The organism is Sediminispirochaeta bajacaliforniensis DSM 16054 (assembly GCF_000378205.1).
Lineage (GTDB): Bacteria > Spirochaetota > Spirochaetia > DSM-16054 > Sediminispirochaetaceae > Sediminispirochaeta > Sediminispirochaeta bajacaliforniensis.
In genome coordinates this window covers 1-15,323 of record NZ_KB899428.1, presented here as the reverse complement: position 1 = coordinate 15,323, position 15,323 = coordinate 1, and the positions used below count along the sequence as shown (strand labels likewise).

Genomic DNA, 15,323 nt, shown 5'->3' with positions numbered 1-15,323 from the left:
TCGCATAAAAAAAGGCACCGCCCCCGGAACAATTGGAAGCGGTGTAGAAGATAATCCTTTAGCAGAACAAAAGATCAGCTATTTTTTGCTACGGGCCACAGCCTGGGCTGCGGCAAGACGGGCAATTGGAACCCTGTAAGGGGAACAGCTGACATAGTTGAGCCCGGTTCGATAACAAAAATCGATGGAATCGGGATCTCCGCCGTGTTCACCGCAGATCCCCATCTTGAGGTCGCCTTTGACCGATCGGCCCCTCTCGACACCCATGGAAACAAGCTGCCCGACACCTTCGGTATCCAATGACTGGAAGGGATCACGGGGTAAGACGCCCTGATCAAGATAATCTCCGATAAAGGAACCGATGTCGTCCCGGCTATAGCCGAAGGTCATCTGGGTAAGGTCGTTGGTTCCGAAACTGAAGAAATCGGCGGAAGCCGCAACCTTGTCGGCGGTCAACGCGGCACGGGGAATCTCGATCATGGTGCCGATCTTATAATCAACCTTCATCTTTTTCTGGCTAAGAACCTTTTCAATAACAGCTTCGGCATTGGCCCGGAGCATCTGAAGCTCTTTTACGGTTCCGATAAGCGGGATCATGATTTCGGGATGCACCTTTTTGCCCGACTTCTGAACCTCACAGGCCGCCGCCATAATGGCCTCAACCTGCATGTCGTAGATTTCGGGATAGGTAATACCGAGACGGCAACCGCGGTGACCAAGCATGGGGTTGAGCTCTTTCAACGCTTCGGCCTTCGCTTTTAACTGGGCAGGCTTGATTCCGAGCTTTGCCGCCAGCTCTTTCACCTCTTCCGCCGTTTTGGGAACGAATTCATGTAAGGGAGGATCAAGGAGCCGTATGGTAACGGGGAGCCCTTCCATTGCGGTAAAGATTCCCTTGAAGTCTTTTTTCTGTAGAGGGAGTAGTTTCTTTAAGGCATCAGAACGTGCCTCCGCCGTTTCAGAAATGATCATCTCCTGGAATATCTCCAGCTTTCCCTCGTCGAAGAACATGTGCTCGGTTCGGCAAAGACCGATCCCTTCCGCTCCGAATTTCCGGGCAACCTTGGCATCGGCCGGCTGATCGGCATTGGTCCTTACCTGAAAGCCGACACCGGCAATGCCTTCCCGCTTTGCGGAGAGACGGACCTTATCGGCCCATCCCAAAAAGGTGGCAAGGTCTTTGGTAATCTTGGGAGAAACAAGCTCGAGCTCACCCTCGAAAACCTCACCTGTAGAACCGTCGATGGAGAGATAGTCACCTTCCTTGAACTTCTTTCCGTCGACACTCATGGCTTTTCCTGAAACGACCACTGCCTTACAACCGGCGACACAGGGCTTACCCATACCGCGGGCGACGACAGCAGCGTGACTGGTCATACCGCCGGTGCTGGTAAGCACACCCTGAGCGGCAACCATTCCGCCGATATCTTCGGGGCTGGTCTCTTTTCGCACGAGCAGGACCTTTTTCCCATCCTTCGCCCAGGCTTCGGCGTCTTCAGCCGTAAAAACGACCTGACCGGTTGCTGCTCCGGGGGAAGCGTTGAGTCCCTTGGCAATGGGAGAAAGCGATTTCTTCATTTTTGGATCGATACCGGGGTGAAAAAGCTGGTCCAACTGATCGGGGCTAACCCGTCCGATGGCCTCCTCTTCCGTGATCATCTTTTCGGCAACCATGTCAACGGCAATCTTTACCGCCGCAGGTCCGGTCCTCTTACCGTTTCTGGTCTGAAGCAGAAAAAGCTTCCCCTGCTGAATGGTGAACTCGATATCCTGCATGTCGTGGTAGTGGCTTTCGAGTTTGTCCTTGATAGCCTCAAGCTCGTCATATACGGCGGAATTTCGCTTTTTTAGAGAACTAAGCTTTTCAGGGGTCCGGATACCGGCGACAACATCTTCTCCCTGGGCATTCATAAGGAACTCACCGTAGAACACCTTTTTTCCCGTCGAAGGGTCCCTGCTAAAACAGACGCCGGTTCCCGAGTCGTCACCGAAATTTCCAAAGACCATGGACTGGACATTAACGGCGGTACCGAGCAAACCGGTGATATTGTTGAGCTTACGATAGTGGATAGCCCGATCATTCATCCATGAACCGAAAACCGCATCGATTGCCTTTTGGAGCTGATCCACAGGATCCTGAGGGAAATCGCTCTTCATGTGTTTCTTGTATGCCTTCTTGTATTCCGTCACAACCTTCTGGAGATCATCGGCATCAAGTTCGGTGTCGAGTTCAACGTTTTTATCCGCCTTGATTTTTTCAAGAATAGCCTCGAATACCTCCCCTTTCATACCCATGGCCACATTGGAAAACATCTGGATAAAACGGCGATACGCATCCCAGGCAAATCGCGGATTACCGGTCTTTTCGCCGAGGCCTACCGTTGCCTGATCATTTAAACCAAGATTGAGGATGGTATCCATCATACCAGGCATGGATATGGCGGCACCGGAACGGACGGAAACAAGAAGAGGATCATTTGCATCTCCCAGTTTCTTTCCCATAAGCTTTTCAAGCGAACTAAGATGCTCTTTAAGTTCCGAGTCAAATCCTGCGGGATAAGAACGTTTGTTCTCATAAAATGCAGAACAAACCTCGGTGGAAATTGTGAAGCCCGGAGGTACAGGCACGCCGATGCTGGTCATTTCGGCCAGATTTGCTCCCTTGCCCCCGAGCAAATCCTTCATCTTCGCGTTGCCTTCCGCCTTCCCGTCACCAAAAAAATAGATCATTTTTGTTTTAGCCATAAATCTTCGATAGACCTCCAGAATTATTTTCGTAATTGCTAAGCAGATAAAAACTAAGCCATAACAATGTACATGTCAAGTTTTGCTTATTTTACTATAGGTTCAGAGAAAAAAAAACCGGGAAACTGTGGAAGAATCCCGGTTTTTTCTGCACGTTTGTTCAAGAGAAAAATTGTCGCTATACAGCAACATAAGATTCAAGGTATTGCCGACGAGAAGGATGCTGAAGCCGCTTGATCGCTTTCTTCTCGATCTGCCGGATTCGCTCTTTGGTAAGATTGTATCGGTCGCCGATGTCCTTGAGAGAAAGAGGCGCTCTTCCGTCAAGCCCGAAGCGGTGGCGGATAATATCGGCCTCTTTTTCGGAAAGGGTATCAAGCACCTTGGCAATATCCTCTTTCAGAGACTGCTCCATCAGCGTCTCGTCGGGACTCTTGTAGTCCACATCTTCGATAAAATCACCAAGCTCACTTTGACTTCGATCGGTGTAAACGGGAGACTCCAGAGAAACAAGATCACGGCTGATATTGACAAGGGAAGCAACATGCTCGGCGTCCATACCGACGGCCCGGGCTATCTCTTCAAACTCGGGTTCTTCTTTTCCTTCCAGCTGAAGCCCCTTCTTCGCCTTCTCGATCTGAACAAGCTCGTTCGCACGGTTGAGAGGCAGACGAATCATCCGGGCCTTTTCACTGATGGCCTTCAGTATTGCCTGGCGGATCCACCACACGGCATAACTGATAAAATGATACCCCTTATCGACATCGTAGCGCTCGATAGCATTCATCAATCCGATATTTCCCTCATTGATGAGATCGGCCAGGGGAAGTCCCTGATTCTGATACTTCTTGGCTACATTTACCACAAAGCGAAGGTTGCTTTTGATCAACATCTCCTTGGCATGTTCATCACCATCGGCGGCAAGCCGAGCGTAACGATCCTCGTCTTCCCTGGAGAGAAGAGGTACCTTGTTGATTTCTTTTAAATATATTGAAATAACATTCTCATTTCCGAAATCTCCGGACCTGCTGTTTATATTCTTTTTTGTAGGCATACTGTCCTCCTGGTAAATATAATGCAAACTCCGTGCCAAGTAATCGATCTAAAACAAAAAAATTATATTTATATACAGTGTAAGTAATTATAAGATCGTTTCACAATCCATACCGTAAAACCGATAGCCATATCAGCAAAAAGAAGTTCAAGATTGTGTCAAAAGGAAACAACAGCTTAAAAAGCGATGAAATATGGGCCAGAATTACCCCCTGAAGGGGATAAAGCCTTCCGGAGCGGGTACCTCGATAAAGGGGAAATCAATCTGTATATCATGAAACATTCTGATCTTTTCAAAGAGGCCCATCCCGGCAAGAACTCCCGAGGCCAGAATCTCCTCCCAGTAAACGGCAAGAAGATCCCGAATCATATCCCCTTCGGCTTGACTGCCGAGTCGACCGGAACGCTTGACGGAAAGATATTGATGAAGCTGGATAACATAAAAGCGGCGCCAGTCCTCACGATACCGCTGCTGAAGCCCCCCTTTCTGAGGGTAGTCGCATCGTCTTGAGCCGAAATCGTGATAGATAATACCGTTTTCAGAATTTCCCATACCTACACACTCTCCCCTATTAAGATACTATAACTTGGCTCATGGGACAAGCAACACTTTTTACAGCTTTTTCTTGACCACCAAAGGGTTCATGCGTATATTTGCTTCAGCTATTGAGTAGTTCAATCAATCATATTTCAAACACATTTTCAGGAGGATGGTATGAAGATAAAACCCCTTGGTGACCGCGTTTTGGTAAAACTTGAATCTGGTGAAGAGAAGACTGCAGGAGGGATTTTCATACCCCAGACTGCCCAGGAAAAGACACAGACTGGTGTGGTTGTCGAGATCGGGGACGACGAAACGATCAAGGTAAAGGCTGGCGACAAGGTGATGTACGACAAATATGCCGGAACTCAGGTCAAAGTCGACGGAGAGGAACATCTGCTACTTCGTTTTTCCGATGTCCTTGCAGTTATCGGCTAAGAAAGTGCACGACCCAAAAGGCCGCTCATCTCGAGCGGTCTTTTTTTTTGTAAAAAAACCTACTGTTCCGAATCCTGGTGGTTGGAGAAACGTAATTCCTTTCCCCGCAGCCCCCTGGAGGAGAAAACATAGAAAAAAGCGAGCATCGGCACTAAATCGATTACGGTACAGACAAAAGGGCATGCAGACCACCAGGATTCGGAACACTAATAAAGGAAAAAAGAAACATCGGCTAAAAAAGGAACTCTTCAATCTGCCCCATGAGTGCCGTGGAATCCTTTCGGCTTACCGCTGTTTCGGGAAGACTTGCAAGCATAATTTTGCCGTAGCTTTTTCTTGTCAGTCTCGGGTCCAGTATCGCCACAACTCCGTGATCTTCGGCCTTTCTCATGAGCCTCCCAAAGCCCTGCTTCAGACGCATGGCTGCCTCCGGGAGACTCAGCATGAAAAAGGGATTTCCACCCTTTGCCTCGATGGCCTCCATGCGAGCCTGAAGCACTGGTTCGGTAGGTACACGGAAGGGAAGTTTGCAGATAATGACCATGCGTAGAGCATCACCGGGGGCATCGACCCCTTCCCAGAAGGAATCGGTAGCAAAAAGGACCGCCGAAACATTTCCCACAAAGGCATTCATAAGGCGGCTTCGGTCGTCGTCCCCTTGTCGTAAGACAGGAATCTTTTCGGCCTCAAGGTCCGGTGCCACGGCTTCCCAGGTTTGATTGAGCATACCGTAGCTGGTAAAGAGGACTAGGGTGCTTCCACCTGCAGTCAGTATGGCATCCCTGACAAAACGATTCACGTATTCCTGATAGCCCGAGGAAGAGGGATCAGGAGGGTCGGTAGGAAGGGCAAGGAGCACCTGATCCCGATAGCGGAAGGGAGAGGGAAAGATTTCGGACACAAGTCGTTCCTCGGAAGGGAAGAGCCCGACCCTCCCCATCCAAAAGGAAAATTGTCCGTTTACGGTCAGGGTTGCCGAGGTACAGATTAATGTCTTAAAGGGTTCATATACAGCTTCCCGCATCACGGGGCCGATATCCAGGGGGGTCTCGTTGAAAACGGCGAAACGACGCTCCCCGCTTCCCCTCACCTCCATCCAGAATACCGATTCGGGGCGCTCTGTAAGTTCCCGAAATGAGCCGAGAAGAGAAGCCATGTTTGAAAGTCGTTCCAGGATGGTCTTGGTCTCAAAAAGATCCTGGTCATCATCCTCGGTATCGACGCTCTCCAAGGCGGCGGAAATCCTGGTAATCAGGGCTGTGATATCACTTCGGACAAGGGCCATAGACTCCAGAAGACGACGAAGATCATCGGAAGAGAGGCTTTGACAACGTAAGGAGTTTGTTCCCGATAACAGCTGTAAGCCCGATTGGTCGAGTTTCTCGGCACTTTCTTTCAGTTTCGAAAGAAATGCGGGGAACCGTTCAAAGAGTTCGGGCCGGGTCGACCGCTTTTGTAAGGAAACCAGCGAACCAAAGGTTCGGCGCCCCTGGCTGCGGCGAAGTCTGCTCAGTTGTTTGAGCAAAGATGGAAGCTGGTAGCTTCTTGAAAAAAAGCTGGTGGCACTGCGTTCGATGGTATGGGCTTCATCAAAAACAAGCCGATTGAAGGCAGGAAGGACAGCACCACCCTCAAAGCCCGCTCCCTCGATACGTAAGGCAAGATCTGAAAAGAGGAGATGATGGTTTACCACCAGAATATTTGCCGATGCGGCCTCCCGACGGGCCCGCAAAACAAAACAGGATTCGCGGTGACGACAGCGTAGCCCCATGCAGGCATCAGTCTCGGAACATACCTTTGCCCATGTTTCCCGAAGGGGATAAAATGGGAGATCGCTTCGGCTTCCGGTATCCGTGGAGGAAACCCATTTCCGAATCGCTTCGAGTTCACTAGTATCTTCCCGAAAAAGCGAATTCTCCTCCAAAGCCTCTTCAAACCGACGAAGACAGAGGTAATTGCCCCTTCCCTTTACAAGAACGCTTTTTATTTCTCCCTTCACAAGGCGTCGCACCAGGGGTATATCTTTCTCAATGAGTTGCTGCTGAAGGTTGATCGTGGCTGTAGAGATGACTACCCGCTCGCCGTTGGCTACGGCCCAGGCGATGGAAGGAATCAGATAGGCAAGGCTTTTACCGACCCCGGTTCCCGCTTCGGCAAGAAGGATCTCATCACTATTGAAAGCCTCGATGATACGTTCCATCATCTGGACCTGCGAATCCCGCATCTGATAGTCGGAAAAGATACGAGAAAGAAGGCCTCCGGGGGTCATGAGAGACGATAATTTTTCAGCGTCGAGGGGAACGATTCTCCGTTTCCGGGCAGGTTCGGCAACGGCATAGACCCTGGTGGCACCACTATCGATAATGTAAAAACCGATTCCCCGGTTACCCAATTCCGATGCGATGCGAAGATCTGGGCCACTGGGTTTAAGAACACCGGAAGGATGATTGTGTATCACCACATCGCCGGTCTCAACGAAGGGAGCAAGCGCAGGTACGGCATGTTCGTTGCCGCGGGCCACCGCTTCGATAAACTCAACCTTCCCGGAGCCATTGAAAGAACCGACAAAGAAAACCTCGTTTCCCTCCGCCTCTTCTATACTGTTCCTGGCATAATCAGCAGCCTCTAACGTCAGTCGTTCCCCGATTTTCATCGTATCCATTATGATGGTAGACGCCAAAAGATCAAGGCGGCGGATGCTTTTCATTGGACGAAAGCCTTGATTTGTGTACAATGGTCTGGATGGATATTCCTTTTTACAAGCTTGTCCTTGCGGACTGCGATTTTCTTCTTATCAATGCTCTTACCAACGATATTTCGGAACACCTATTCGACAGGAAGAGCGTGGATCTCATCTGCGACAGGAGACGAGGGGTCGGAGGCGACGGTATCATTCTGCTCTACCCCTCACGCGAGCAGAACGTCGGGATACACTTTCTTTCTCCCTTTTCGGGAGCACAAGAAAAAAGGAGAGAGGAGCTGAACGCATCGGCACTTCTATGCGCTTCCCGATTTGCCTTCGACTTTGGATTGTTCAATAAAGACCGCCTGGTCATCGAGGGGCCGGCGAAAGATATTGAAATAACCTGTATAGACAGCACCCTTTTCCAGATAGAACTGGGCATCCCGATTTCCCTCTCCGGAGAGGAAATTAAGGAGGATGATCGGCAAGAGGTACACCTCTGGAAGCCTCTGCAGGATCAATCGATAGCCTACACCTGTTGCAGCTTTTCCGAATTTCCTGCCCGGGCCACGGCAATGGTTCCCGGGCTACCGGAGACAGAGCGTGCAGAGGCTTTCTGTCGCCATGTCCGAAAGCAGAATATCGGTTCAGCCGTATTCGCGGTTGCCGAGCAGCAAAGCCTGATCGCCTACAGCCCTTTTCCGGCGCAGGGTCCAGGCGATGCTGTCATAGAGGCGGCGGCGGCCACCCTTTTGTGTGCCTCAGGTGGATCCTCGGGACGGGAGGTTACCGCTCGAAAAGTAAATCAAAATCAATCAGAAGAACTGTATGTAACCTGGACAGGGTCCGGCCCTCTTGTCGTCGGAGGTGTTCCTCATTATGTTTTTACCGGCAACTACTCCACGGAGGAAAAAGATGGACCCGCTGCTTGATCGATTTCATCGCCTGCTTCGCTCGATGTTTAGGACCCCGGACGGCGATTACGATTTTTATATTCACGAAAGTGATCCGTATGAAGACAGGGATTACCAAGAGGCATGGGAAGAACTGGAGTCTTTTCTCGGAGGCTCTTCGTCACAAAGAAGTTCGGATCGAGGAAACGGTGGTTATACCGGGCGGGAAGAAAAGCACTCCGGTTTCGATCTTCCGCCCGAGGAGCTTCGGGATGATTACAAATTACTAGGTGTACCCTTCGGCGCAGAGTTTCCGCATGTCAAGGCGGCCCACAGATCAATGCTGAAACGGCACCACCCCGATCACCATGCCGGAGACCCCGAAATGCTGAAACGGGCAACCACAATAACCCAGAACATAAATTATTCCTTCGGAAGAATACGGGCATGGGAAATTGCCAGGGGCCAGGCCGTTTAATCTTCTTCCAGGCCATACTCCTTGATCTTTCGATGCAGGGTTTTTCGCCCTATACCCAGGACCTCCGCACAGCGGGTTTTGTTTCCCTTTTCATGGTTCAAGGTAGCGCGAATAATCTCTTTTTCCGCCTCCTCCATAGCAATACCCACAGGAATACGGATAAGGCTGTCTTCGGCTCCCTGGGTAACAGAAGGGGGGAGATCGTCTGTCGTAATGACCTGGCCTTTACACATGACCACGGAACTTTCTATGCAATTCCTCAATTCGCGAATATTTCCCGGCCACCGGTAATTGTAAAGGGCAAGTCGAGCTTTGGGATCGATTCCCTCGATCTGCTTGCCATTCTCTTCGCTGAATTCTTTCAGAAATGCCGAAGCAAGCAAGGGGATATCTTCGGTTCGTTCCCTTAAGGGGGGAACATGGATATTGACGACATTGAGGCGATAAAAAAGATCTTCACGAAAGGTACCAGCCTCGATCTCCGCCTTGAGATCACGGTTTGTGGCGCTTACCACCCTGACATCGACCTCGAGGGTCGACTCTCCCCCTACCCGTTCGAACTGCTTTTCCTGAAGTACACGAAGGATTTTGATCTGGACCTGCTGGCTTATCTCCCCGATCTCATCGAGAAAGATGGTCCCTTCGTGGGCCAATTCAAATCGCCCCTTTTTCCGTGAAATGGCACCGGTAAAGGAGCCCTTTTCATGGCCGAACAGTTCGCTCTCCAGCAAGTTTTCCGATAAGGCAGCACAGTGAACCTTCACAAAGGGCTTTTCTCTCCGGTTCGAAAGGAAATGAATAGCGTCGGCCACCAGTTCTTTCCCGACACCGCTCTCACCGGTGATGAGAACGGAAGCTTTGGTCTGAGCCACCTGATCGATAAGCTCCATCACCTTGCGCATCTGGGGGCTCTTTCCTATCATCTTGTCGAATTTACTTCGACGGCTGATTCGGTCGAGCTCATCTTGGAGGTTCCTGTTTTGAATAACCAGTTCTCGGTTGCTAAGGGCCCTCCTGACAATATGACTGAGCCGTTCAAGGTCAACAGGCTTAGTCAGGAAGTCATAAGCCCCATCCTGTATGGCAGAGACGGCAGACTCGATGGTACCATGCCCGGTGAGAATCACAACGGGTACGGTAGGATAGGAAGATACAATCTTTTTCAAAAGATCGGATCCCCCCATCTCCGGCATTTTCAGATCGGTGATCACCAGATCAACCTCTTCGGTGGTGACAATGTGCCAGCCATCCTTTCCCGTGGCAGCGAGAAAGACCTTATGCCCGTCCATTTCAAGGCTTTTGCCAAGACCTTCACGGATGTTTTTTTCGTCGTCGACGATCAAAATATGAAACTGCATAGATCACTCTCCCTGGAAGTCCAAAAGTCTCCGCTCCTTTTGGGGAACGGGAAGGCTTATGGTAAAGACCGTTCCCTCACCCTTCTTTGATCGGAGCGAAATATCCCCGCCATGCTCCTTGATAATCTTATATACTACCGTAAGGCCAAGGCCGGAGCCGAACTCTTTCGTGGTAAAGTAGGGTTCGAAAATTTTGCCGACCATATCTTCGCCGATACCGATACCGGTGTCGGCGATTGCAATGGTAACCTGATCATCTTTAAACCCGGTGGTTACCGTCAGACTTCCGCCATCGGGCATGGCCGCCTGGGCGTTCTTGATGATATTCAAAAGAGCCTGTTTGAGATACTTCTCATCAAGCTCAACCTTCGGAACACCATCGTCGTACTCCTCCACCACCTGTACTCCGCCTTCCTGGAGCTCATAATTGGTAAACTGAAGGAGGTCGTGGATCACCGCATTGACATCAGCCTGTTTCAACTCAGTATTCATCGGCCGAACGGCAAAAAGGAAGTCCACAACAATTCCATTCAAACGTTCAACTTCTTCCTCCATGATGTCGAGGTACTCAAGGCCATGCTCCCGATCAAGACAACCGTCTCGATCAAGGGAGCGCTGCATAAGCTGAATATGGATGCCGATGGAACCGAGAGGGTTCTTTATCTCATGGGCAACCCCTGCGGCAAGGGTGGTTAAACTGGCCAGATTCTCGGCACGACGCAGACGGGCTTCTCGTCGACGACGATCGGTGACATCCGCAACAATAAGCAGAGAGCCCTCGATACTCCCATCCTTTACCATCGGCATGAGATTAAACGAAAGGGTCTGTACCGATCCGCTGTGACCAAGGGTGAATTCGACATCCTCGACCCGCTCGCCTGAGAGAAGACTCTCCTTCAAAAAGGTTGCAACCTCACGATCGTCGATCACTTCCCACAATATCTTTTCATCAAGATCGGCTGTTACAAAGGGAACCAAACGCTCCGAGCTTTTGTTGGTCAGAATAATTCGATGATTGCCATCGGTGACGATAACACCATCGGTCATCGAATCGAGGACCACCTCAAGCCTCTCATTTTCGCCTGCTACGGCAATGAGGAGATGACGAATTTGCTCCTGATCAAGTTTAGGAAGCTTTGCAAGGGCTCTTTGAATAAATTTACGCACCACATCGCTCCTTCTCTATACTTTCAGCCATGCGATATAAGAGGCTTTCAAGCAGCAGGGAACCACTTTGATTATAGACACTCCTGCGCACATAGGCCTCACGAATATAGCCATTCCATTCGGCTATCAACTCGGGAGAAAGGGGAAAGCCCTTTCTCGTCCCTGCCGGAGCCAAGAGTGCGGAAAGCCTTGAGGTAAGCTCCTCAAGAAAGGGCTCGAACTGTTCTGCCGAAGCATATTGCTTTATCAACTCGTCAAAGGCCTCTATCTCATATCTCCCTCCCTCAAGGATGGTGGTAATGACCCGTTCCGCGGCATCGGCAAGCTGATCGGTACGCACCCCTTTCCAGGAAAGGAAAAAATGTCTTAGACTCTGATTTGTATCCTCGATGCGAAAAATACGCCTAAGGACCTCCTCGGAAGCGTTCAGGTCTCTGGGAGAAAAGGAATACTGCCGCACTCTGGAGAGGATCGTCTGAATGATTCCCCCCTTTCGACTAGTGAGGAGGATAAGATAGCAATTCTCAGGCGGCTCTTCGAGAAGTTTTAGCAGGGCGTTGCGGGAAGAATCGACCATATTCTCAACACCTTCAAGTAATACGAACTTGGGATGATCGCCGCCGAGGCTCCTGCACCAGTAGGAGATATTGCGGATTTGGTCGATCGGAATATTCTTACTTACCGATGAGCCGCAGATCTTTTCCACATGGGAAGCGTTTGACTTCACGATCTTTTCCAGATCGCTCCGTTTGTGTTCGCTTTCTTCGGGTTCAAGTTCATCAATCGAGGTGGCAAGGGCCTCGACAGAGCCACGGACGCTCTTCAGTTTTGCCTCGTTTCCCTCCCACAGCTGAGCGTCAAAACGCCGAAGAAGTTTGCGGACAGATCTAATGTAGAGGTAGGCGGTGGCGGGAGAGGGATTGCGATACATGGTATCACCACTGGCGGAGATCTCTTCGTAAAAATAGCGACCGCCGGTCATGAGAAGATACTGGCTGGTCAAAGACCTGTATTCGCGGCAAGAGCGGCAGGAGCAATTCCAGTTTCCCTCTGCCGAACAAGAAATAACCCTGGCAAGCTCCAACGCTGTAGAGAGCTTGCCCGAGTAAGGCTCTCCGTAAAAAAGCAATGACGACGGAAGCCGCCCCGAAGCGATATCTTCTTTCAAAAATGAAATAACCCGTTTTTGTCTTAAGATATTTTCAAACACTACTTTCCCCTAACGCCGATTCGATAAATCCTTTTCCCAAAGGGATCAGCTTTTCGAGAAAGGGGACCAAAAAACTTCGGGATAATAAAGGTTCCGGGTCGAAAACCGGCTGAATCCGAATGAGAAACAGAAGGACAGCAAGAAGCAGAACACCTTCCACAAGGCCGAGAAAAAAGCCGAGGGCCTGGTCCATTTTTTCAAGATTGACCCTGTCGATGAGGCGGTACAAGGCCCCTTCAAAAAGCTTTACGACAATATAGGTTACAAGAAATACAGCCAAGAACGAGGCTATCGGCGTCCAAAATCCATCCCCTATATACCGCTGGGCAAAGGGAACGACGAGGCCACCAAACACTACTGCGGCAACCAAGCCGAGAAGGATTGCCGCAAAGGCCATCAGTTCCGCAACAAAACCTCGAAAGGCACAGCGAACACCAAGGACAAGGACAATAATCAAAGCCACGACATCAACGGCGGAAAATTCCATGAAAGCCTCCCATCATGCCTTTTCGAGTTGAGAAAGCAGCAAACGGGCTATCGTTTCTGCGGCATCCTTATTGCAAAGAGCAGAAGCAGAAGCGGCCATGGAGCTTAGCTTCGCTGTATCATCAATGAGAGAAAAAGCCGCCTCAAGCAGATCGGAAGGATCAGGCTCCCCTCCATCCTTCCCTTTTAGTATAAGCGCAGCCTTCGCTTCCGAAAAGAATTCGGCGTTGCGCAACTGGTCACCTCGACTTGCCCCCATTCCCAATGGAACCAATATTGCAGGACTTGCTGTTACACCATTTTCCCATAGGGTCCCCGCTCCTGAACGACAAAGGACCAGGTCGGCAGCAGCGAGGAGATGAGGAAGCTCGGCTCGGAGAAAAGGTACCGTTACATAGCCCTTCCTATTCGACGCATGGTAGAGCTGCTCACCCATTTGATGAATAACGAAAAAACGGTATAGTAAACCATCGAGGCTTCCAGCTACCAACTCATTTACCTGAAGGGCTCCGAGGCTTCCGCCGAGCACCAACAAAAGAGGCTTTCCTTCCGGAATATCATACAAGCGTCGTCCCGTTTCCCTGTTTCCCTCGAGAATTTCCTTGCGCACAGGATTTCCGGTAACCACAATATTCCGTTTCGAGGAGAATGCTCTTGCCGTCTTCTCGTACGCAAGGCATAGAAGATCAGAGAAGCGGCTGTTCATTCTTGTGGCAAGGCCGGGGTCAAGATCGGATTCGTGGCTGATAACAGGGATACCGAGAATATGGGCGGCAATCACCGGAGGTACGGAGACAAAGCCTCCCTTGGAAAAAAGCATAGAGACCTTTCGCTTTTTTAGAATCCGGAGTGAACATATAAAACCGGCAGCAATACGGAAAATATCCGTAAGGTTCTTTAAGCTGAAATAACGTCTGAATTTGCCGGAAGGAATTTCTGCATAATCAATCCCCCTGGCATGGACCAACTGTTTTTCCATGCCATCTCGGGATCCAATCCACACATAGTTCAGCCAGCCTTCACGGTCCGCCTCTTTCAAGGACTCCCACACCGCAAAGGCAGGGAAAACATGCCCACCGGTACCTCCCCCTGTAAAGGCGATCACGCGTCTCTTTTCATTCATGAAAAGTACCATAACACGGAGGATGGCGGAAGGGAAAGCACTGCGTTAATTCAATTCAAGCTTTCACTATTATTCGCACATACTGTTTCATTTGTACTGGACAAAATGAGATACAGCTATTTATTATGTTGCCATGCATCAGCGTCTTTACCGCATACTGTTATCGTGTATAGTTCTGGAACTTTCTTTTTTTCTTTTATTACCTATAGCAGGAGCCGATCCCATTCCTGACATAGTCAAAACAGCATATCGTTTTCGCGCCGCGATCCCTGAGGGAACCGATCCGTACAAGTTGGGGTCTAAAGCAGAAGTAATAGAACAGGTGGTTGATAAGGAACATCCAGATGTTCAGGGCCTCTTCACCATTACCGACAGCCAAGCCCTTTTTATGCTTTCTGCTCGCTCTATCATCCTCTGTCTACTCGACCACGACGGAGAAGCCTCAATGTACCCAAGGCTGGTCTACTCTAAGGACCTTACTCCGGAGAGGTCCTTTGACAAACCGCATATTCAGGAGGTTAGAACCGAATTCACCTTTGTGGGGATCGGAGACAGCTTTTCCTACCGGCTTGAACGCTACCCTCTCTTTTTTCCCGACGGTTCTTTTCTGATAACATGGCGGCTTAAGGAGTCGCTCGACGGAAAGATGAGCCAGCTCTACGGTTCCTGGTATGTGAAACCCCTCGAACCGACCTCAGACGGAACGCCAAGAACCTATATCAGAAATTTTGTCAATACGGTCTTTCCCGATCCTATTCCAGGAACAACTCTGGCCATGAAACTTTTTGGGACTTCCGATCTCAGGGGGTTTTTCAAGGCCTTGGAGTCTGCTGCAGCAAAGCAGTAATTCTTTACTACTGTCTGGAATCGTGGTGAAAAATGAATAAAATCTCCTTTTCTCGTAGTTACTTATAGTAAGAACGCTACGAAAAAGGAGTTTTTCCATGTTCCATCCCCCCTTCTGCCCCAATCCCCATTGCCTCAACCACTTCTCTCCAAAAGGCTACTGGTTCTTTAGAACAGGCTCCTACTCCACCAAAACCTCCCCCCGCATCCAAAAGTTCAAATGCAAAACCTGCCACCTCTCCTTCTCCACCCGCACCTTCAGCATCGACTACTGGACCCATTTCCACCTTTCCTACAAAACC

Annotated in this window: 14 protein-coding genes; 4 read left to right on the top strand and 10 right to left on the bottom strand. The window is 50.0% G+C overall.

Annotation, left to right across the window (positions count from 1 at the left end; all coding sequences use genetic code 11):
• Positions 1–78 precede the first annotated feature (78 nt).
• The 3 genes from ppdK to F459_RS0118335 form a co-directional block, all read right to left on the bottom strand.
• Positions 79–2,745 (bottom strand): pyruvate, phosphate dikinase, encoded by a 2,667-nt coding sequence (gene ppdK / locus F459_RS0118345; RefSeq protein WP_020614171.1) that lies wholly within the window; start codon positions 2,743–2,745, stop codon positions 79–81.
• A gap of 178 nt (positions 2,746–2,923) precedes the next feature.
• Entirely contained in the window at positions 2,924–3,799 is an 876-nt protein-coding gene (locus F459_RS0118340; protein WP_020614170.1) for a sigma-70 family RNA polymerase sigma factor, read from the bottom strand.
• A gap of 204 nt (positions 3,800–4,003) precedes the next feature.
• Positions 4,004–4,351, bottom strand: coding sequence for a hypothetical protein (locus F459_RS0118335; protein ID WP_013254305.1), 348 nt, complete (start codon positions 4,349–4,351; stop codon positions 4,004–4,006).
• 162 nt (positions 4,352–4,513) lie between these two features.
• Here F459_RS0118335 and F459_RS0118330 point away from each other — a divergent pair, with 162 nt between their 5' ends.
• Positions 4,514–4,777, top strand: a complete 264-nt coding sequence (locus F459_RS0118330) for a co-chaperone GroES (RefSeq protein ID WP_020614169.1) — start codon at positions 4,514–4,516, stop codon at positions 4,775–4,777.
• 232 nt (positions 4,778–5,009) lie between these two features.
• Here the strand turns inward: F459_RS0118330 and F459_RS0118325 are convergent, their stop codons facing one another.
• Positions 5,010–7,484: a helicase C-terminal domain-containing protein gene (locus tag F459_RS0118325; protein WP_020614168.1), complete on the bottom strand. Its 2,475-nt coding sequence runs from the start codon at positions 7,482–7,484 to the stop codon at positions 5,010–5,012.
• A gap of 35 nt (positions 7,485–7,519) precedes the next feature.
• Between F459_RS0118325 and F459_RS0118320 the strand changes: the two genes are divergently transcribed.
• Entirely contained in the window at positions 7,520–8,392 is an 873-nt protein-coding gene (locus F459_RS0118320; protein WP_051086188.1) for a diaminopimelate epimerase, read from the top strand.
• Positions 8,376–8,831: a J domain-containing protein gene (locus F459_RS0118315; protein ID WP_020614166.1), complete on the top strand. Its 456-nt coding sequence runs from the start codon at positions 8,376–8,378 to the stop codon at positions 8,829–8,831. Before F459_RS0118320 ends, F459_RS0118315 begins: the two co-directional genes overlap by 17 nt.
• On the opposite strand, the gene F459_RS0118310 is transcribed toward F459_RS0118315, so the two are convergent.
• The 5 genes from F459_RS0118310 to murG are packed head-to-tail and all read right to left on the bottom strand — an operon-like array spanning position 8,828 to position 14,175.
• The gene (locus tag F459_RS0118310; RefSeq protein ID WP_020614165.1) at positions 8,828–10,189 is read right to left on the bottom strand and encodes a sigma-54-dependent transcriptional regulator; all 1,362 of its coding nucleotides are present in this window, start codon (positions 10,187–10,189) and stop codon (positions 8,828–8,830) included. The two genes, F459_RS0118315 and F459_RS0118310, sit on opposite strands and share 4 nt — an antisense overlap.
• A 3-nt stretch (positions 10,190–10,192) precedes the next feature.
• Complete coding sequence (locus tag F459_RS0118305) at positions 10,193–11,356, bottom strand: two-component system sensor histidine kinase NtrB (RefSeq protein ID WP_020614164.1); 1,164 nt, start codon at positions 11,354–11,356, stop codon at positions 10,193–10,195.
• Positions 11,349–12,566 (bottom strand): hypothetical protein, encoded by a 1,218-nt coding sequence (locus tag F459_RS0118300; RefSeq protein ID WP_020614163.1) that lies wholly within the window; start codon positions 12,564–12,566, stop codon positions 11,349–11,351. Before F459_RS0118300 ends, F459_RS0118305 begins: the two co-directional genes overlap by 8 nt.
• The gene (locus F459_RS0118295) at positions 12,559–13,053 is read right to left on the bottom strand and encodes a CvpA family protein (RefSeq protein ID WP_020614162.1); all 495 of its coding nucleotides are present in this window, start codon (positions 13,051–13,053) and stop codon (positions 12,559–12,561) included. The genes F459_RS0118300 and F459_RS0118295 overlap by 8 nt, the downstream gene beginning before the upstream one ends.
• Before the next feature lie 12 nt (positions 13,054–13,065).
• Entirely contained in the window at positions 13,066–14,175 is a 1,110-nt protein-coding gene (gene murG, locus F459_RS0118290; RefSeq protein ID WP_245540222.1) for an undecaprenyldiphospho-muramoylpentapeptide beta-N-acetylglucosaminyltransferase, read from the bottom strand.
• Between the two features lie 133 nt (positions 14,176–14,308).
• Between murG and F459_RS0118285 the strand changes: the two genes are divergently transcribed.
• Positions 14,309–15,022: a hypothetical protein gene (locus F459_RS0118285; RefSeq protein ID WP_020614160.1), complete on the top strand. Its 714-nt coding sequence runs from the start codon at positions 14,309–14,311 to the stop codon at positions 15,020–15,022.
• Between the two features lie 76 nt (positions 15,023–15,098).
• Here F459_RS0118285 and F459_RS24000 read toward each other — a convergent pair.
• On the bottom strand, positions 15,099–15,323 hold a 225-nt coding region (locus tag F459_RS24000; RefSeq protein WP_033300983.1), incomplete at its 5' end, for a hypothetical protein.

Excerpts from the sequence above, each read along its gene's own strand:
- F459_RS0118315 (WP_020614166.1), top strand. The coding sequence starts at position 8,376 with ATGGACCCGCTGCTTGATCGATTTCATCGCCTGCTTCGCTCGATGTTT.
- F459_RS0118320 (WP_051086188.1), top strand. The coding sequence starts at position 7,520 with ATGGATATTCCTTTTTACAAGCTTGTCCTTGCGGACTGCGATTTTCTT.
- F459_RS0118295 (WP_020614162.1), bottom strand. The coding sequence starts at position 13,053 with ATGGAATTTTCCGCCGTTGATGTCGTGGCTTTGATTATTGTCCTTGTC.
- F459_RS0118325 (WP_020614168.1), bottom strand. The coding sequence starts at position 7,484 with ATGAAAAGCATCCGCCGCCTTGATCTTTTGGCGTCTACCATCATAATG.
- F459_RS0118340 (WP_020614170.1), bottom strand. The coding sequence starts at position 3,799 with ATGCCTACAAAAAAGAATATAAACAGCAGGTCCGGAGATTTCGGAAAT.
- murG (WP_245540222.1), bottom strand. The coding sequence starts at position 14,175 with ATGAATGAAAAGAGACGCGTGATCGCCTTTACAGGGGGAGGTACCGGT.
- F459_RS0118285 (WP_020614160.1), top strand. The coding sequence starts at position 14,309 with ATGCATCAGCGTCTTTACCGCATACTGTTATCGTGTATAGTTCTGGAA.
- F459_RS0118335 (WP_013254305.1), bottom strand. The coding sequence starts at position 4,351 with ATGGGAAATTCTGAAAACGGTATTATCTATCACGATTTCGGCTCAAGA.
- ppdK (WP_020614171.1), bottom strand. The coding sequence starts at position 2,745 with ATGGCTAAAACAAAAATGATCTATTTTTTTGGTGACGGGAAGGCGGAA.
- F459_RS0118310 (WP_020614165.1), bottom strand. The coding sequence starts at position 10,189 with ATGCAGTTTCATATTTTGATCGTCGACGACGAAAAAAACATCCGTGAA.
- F459_RS0118330 (WP_020614169.1), top strand. The coding sequence starts at position 4,514 with ATGAAGATAAAACCCCTTGGTGACCGCGTTTTGGTAAAACTTGAATCT.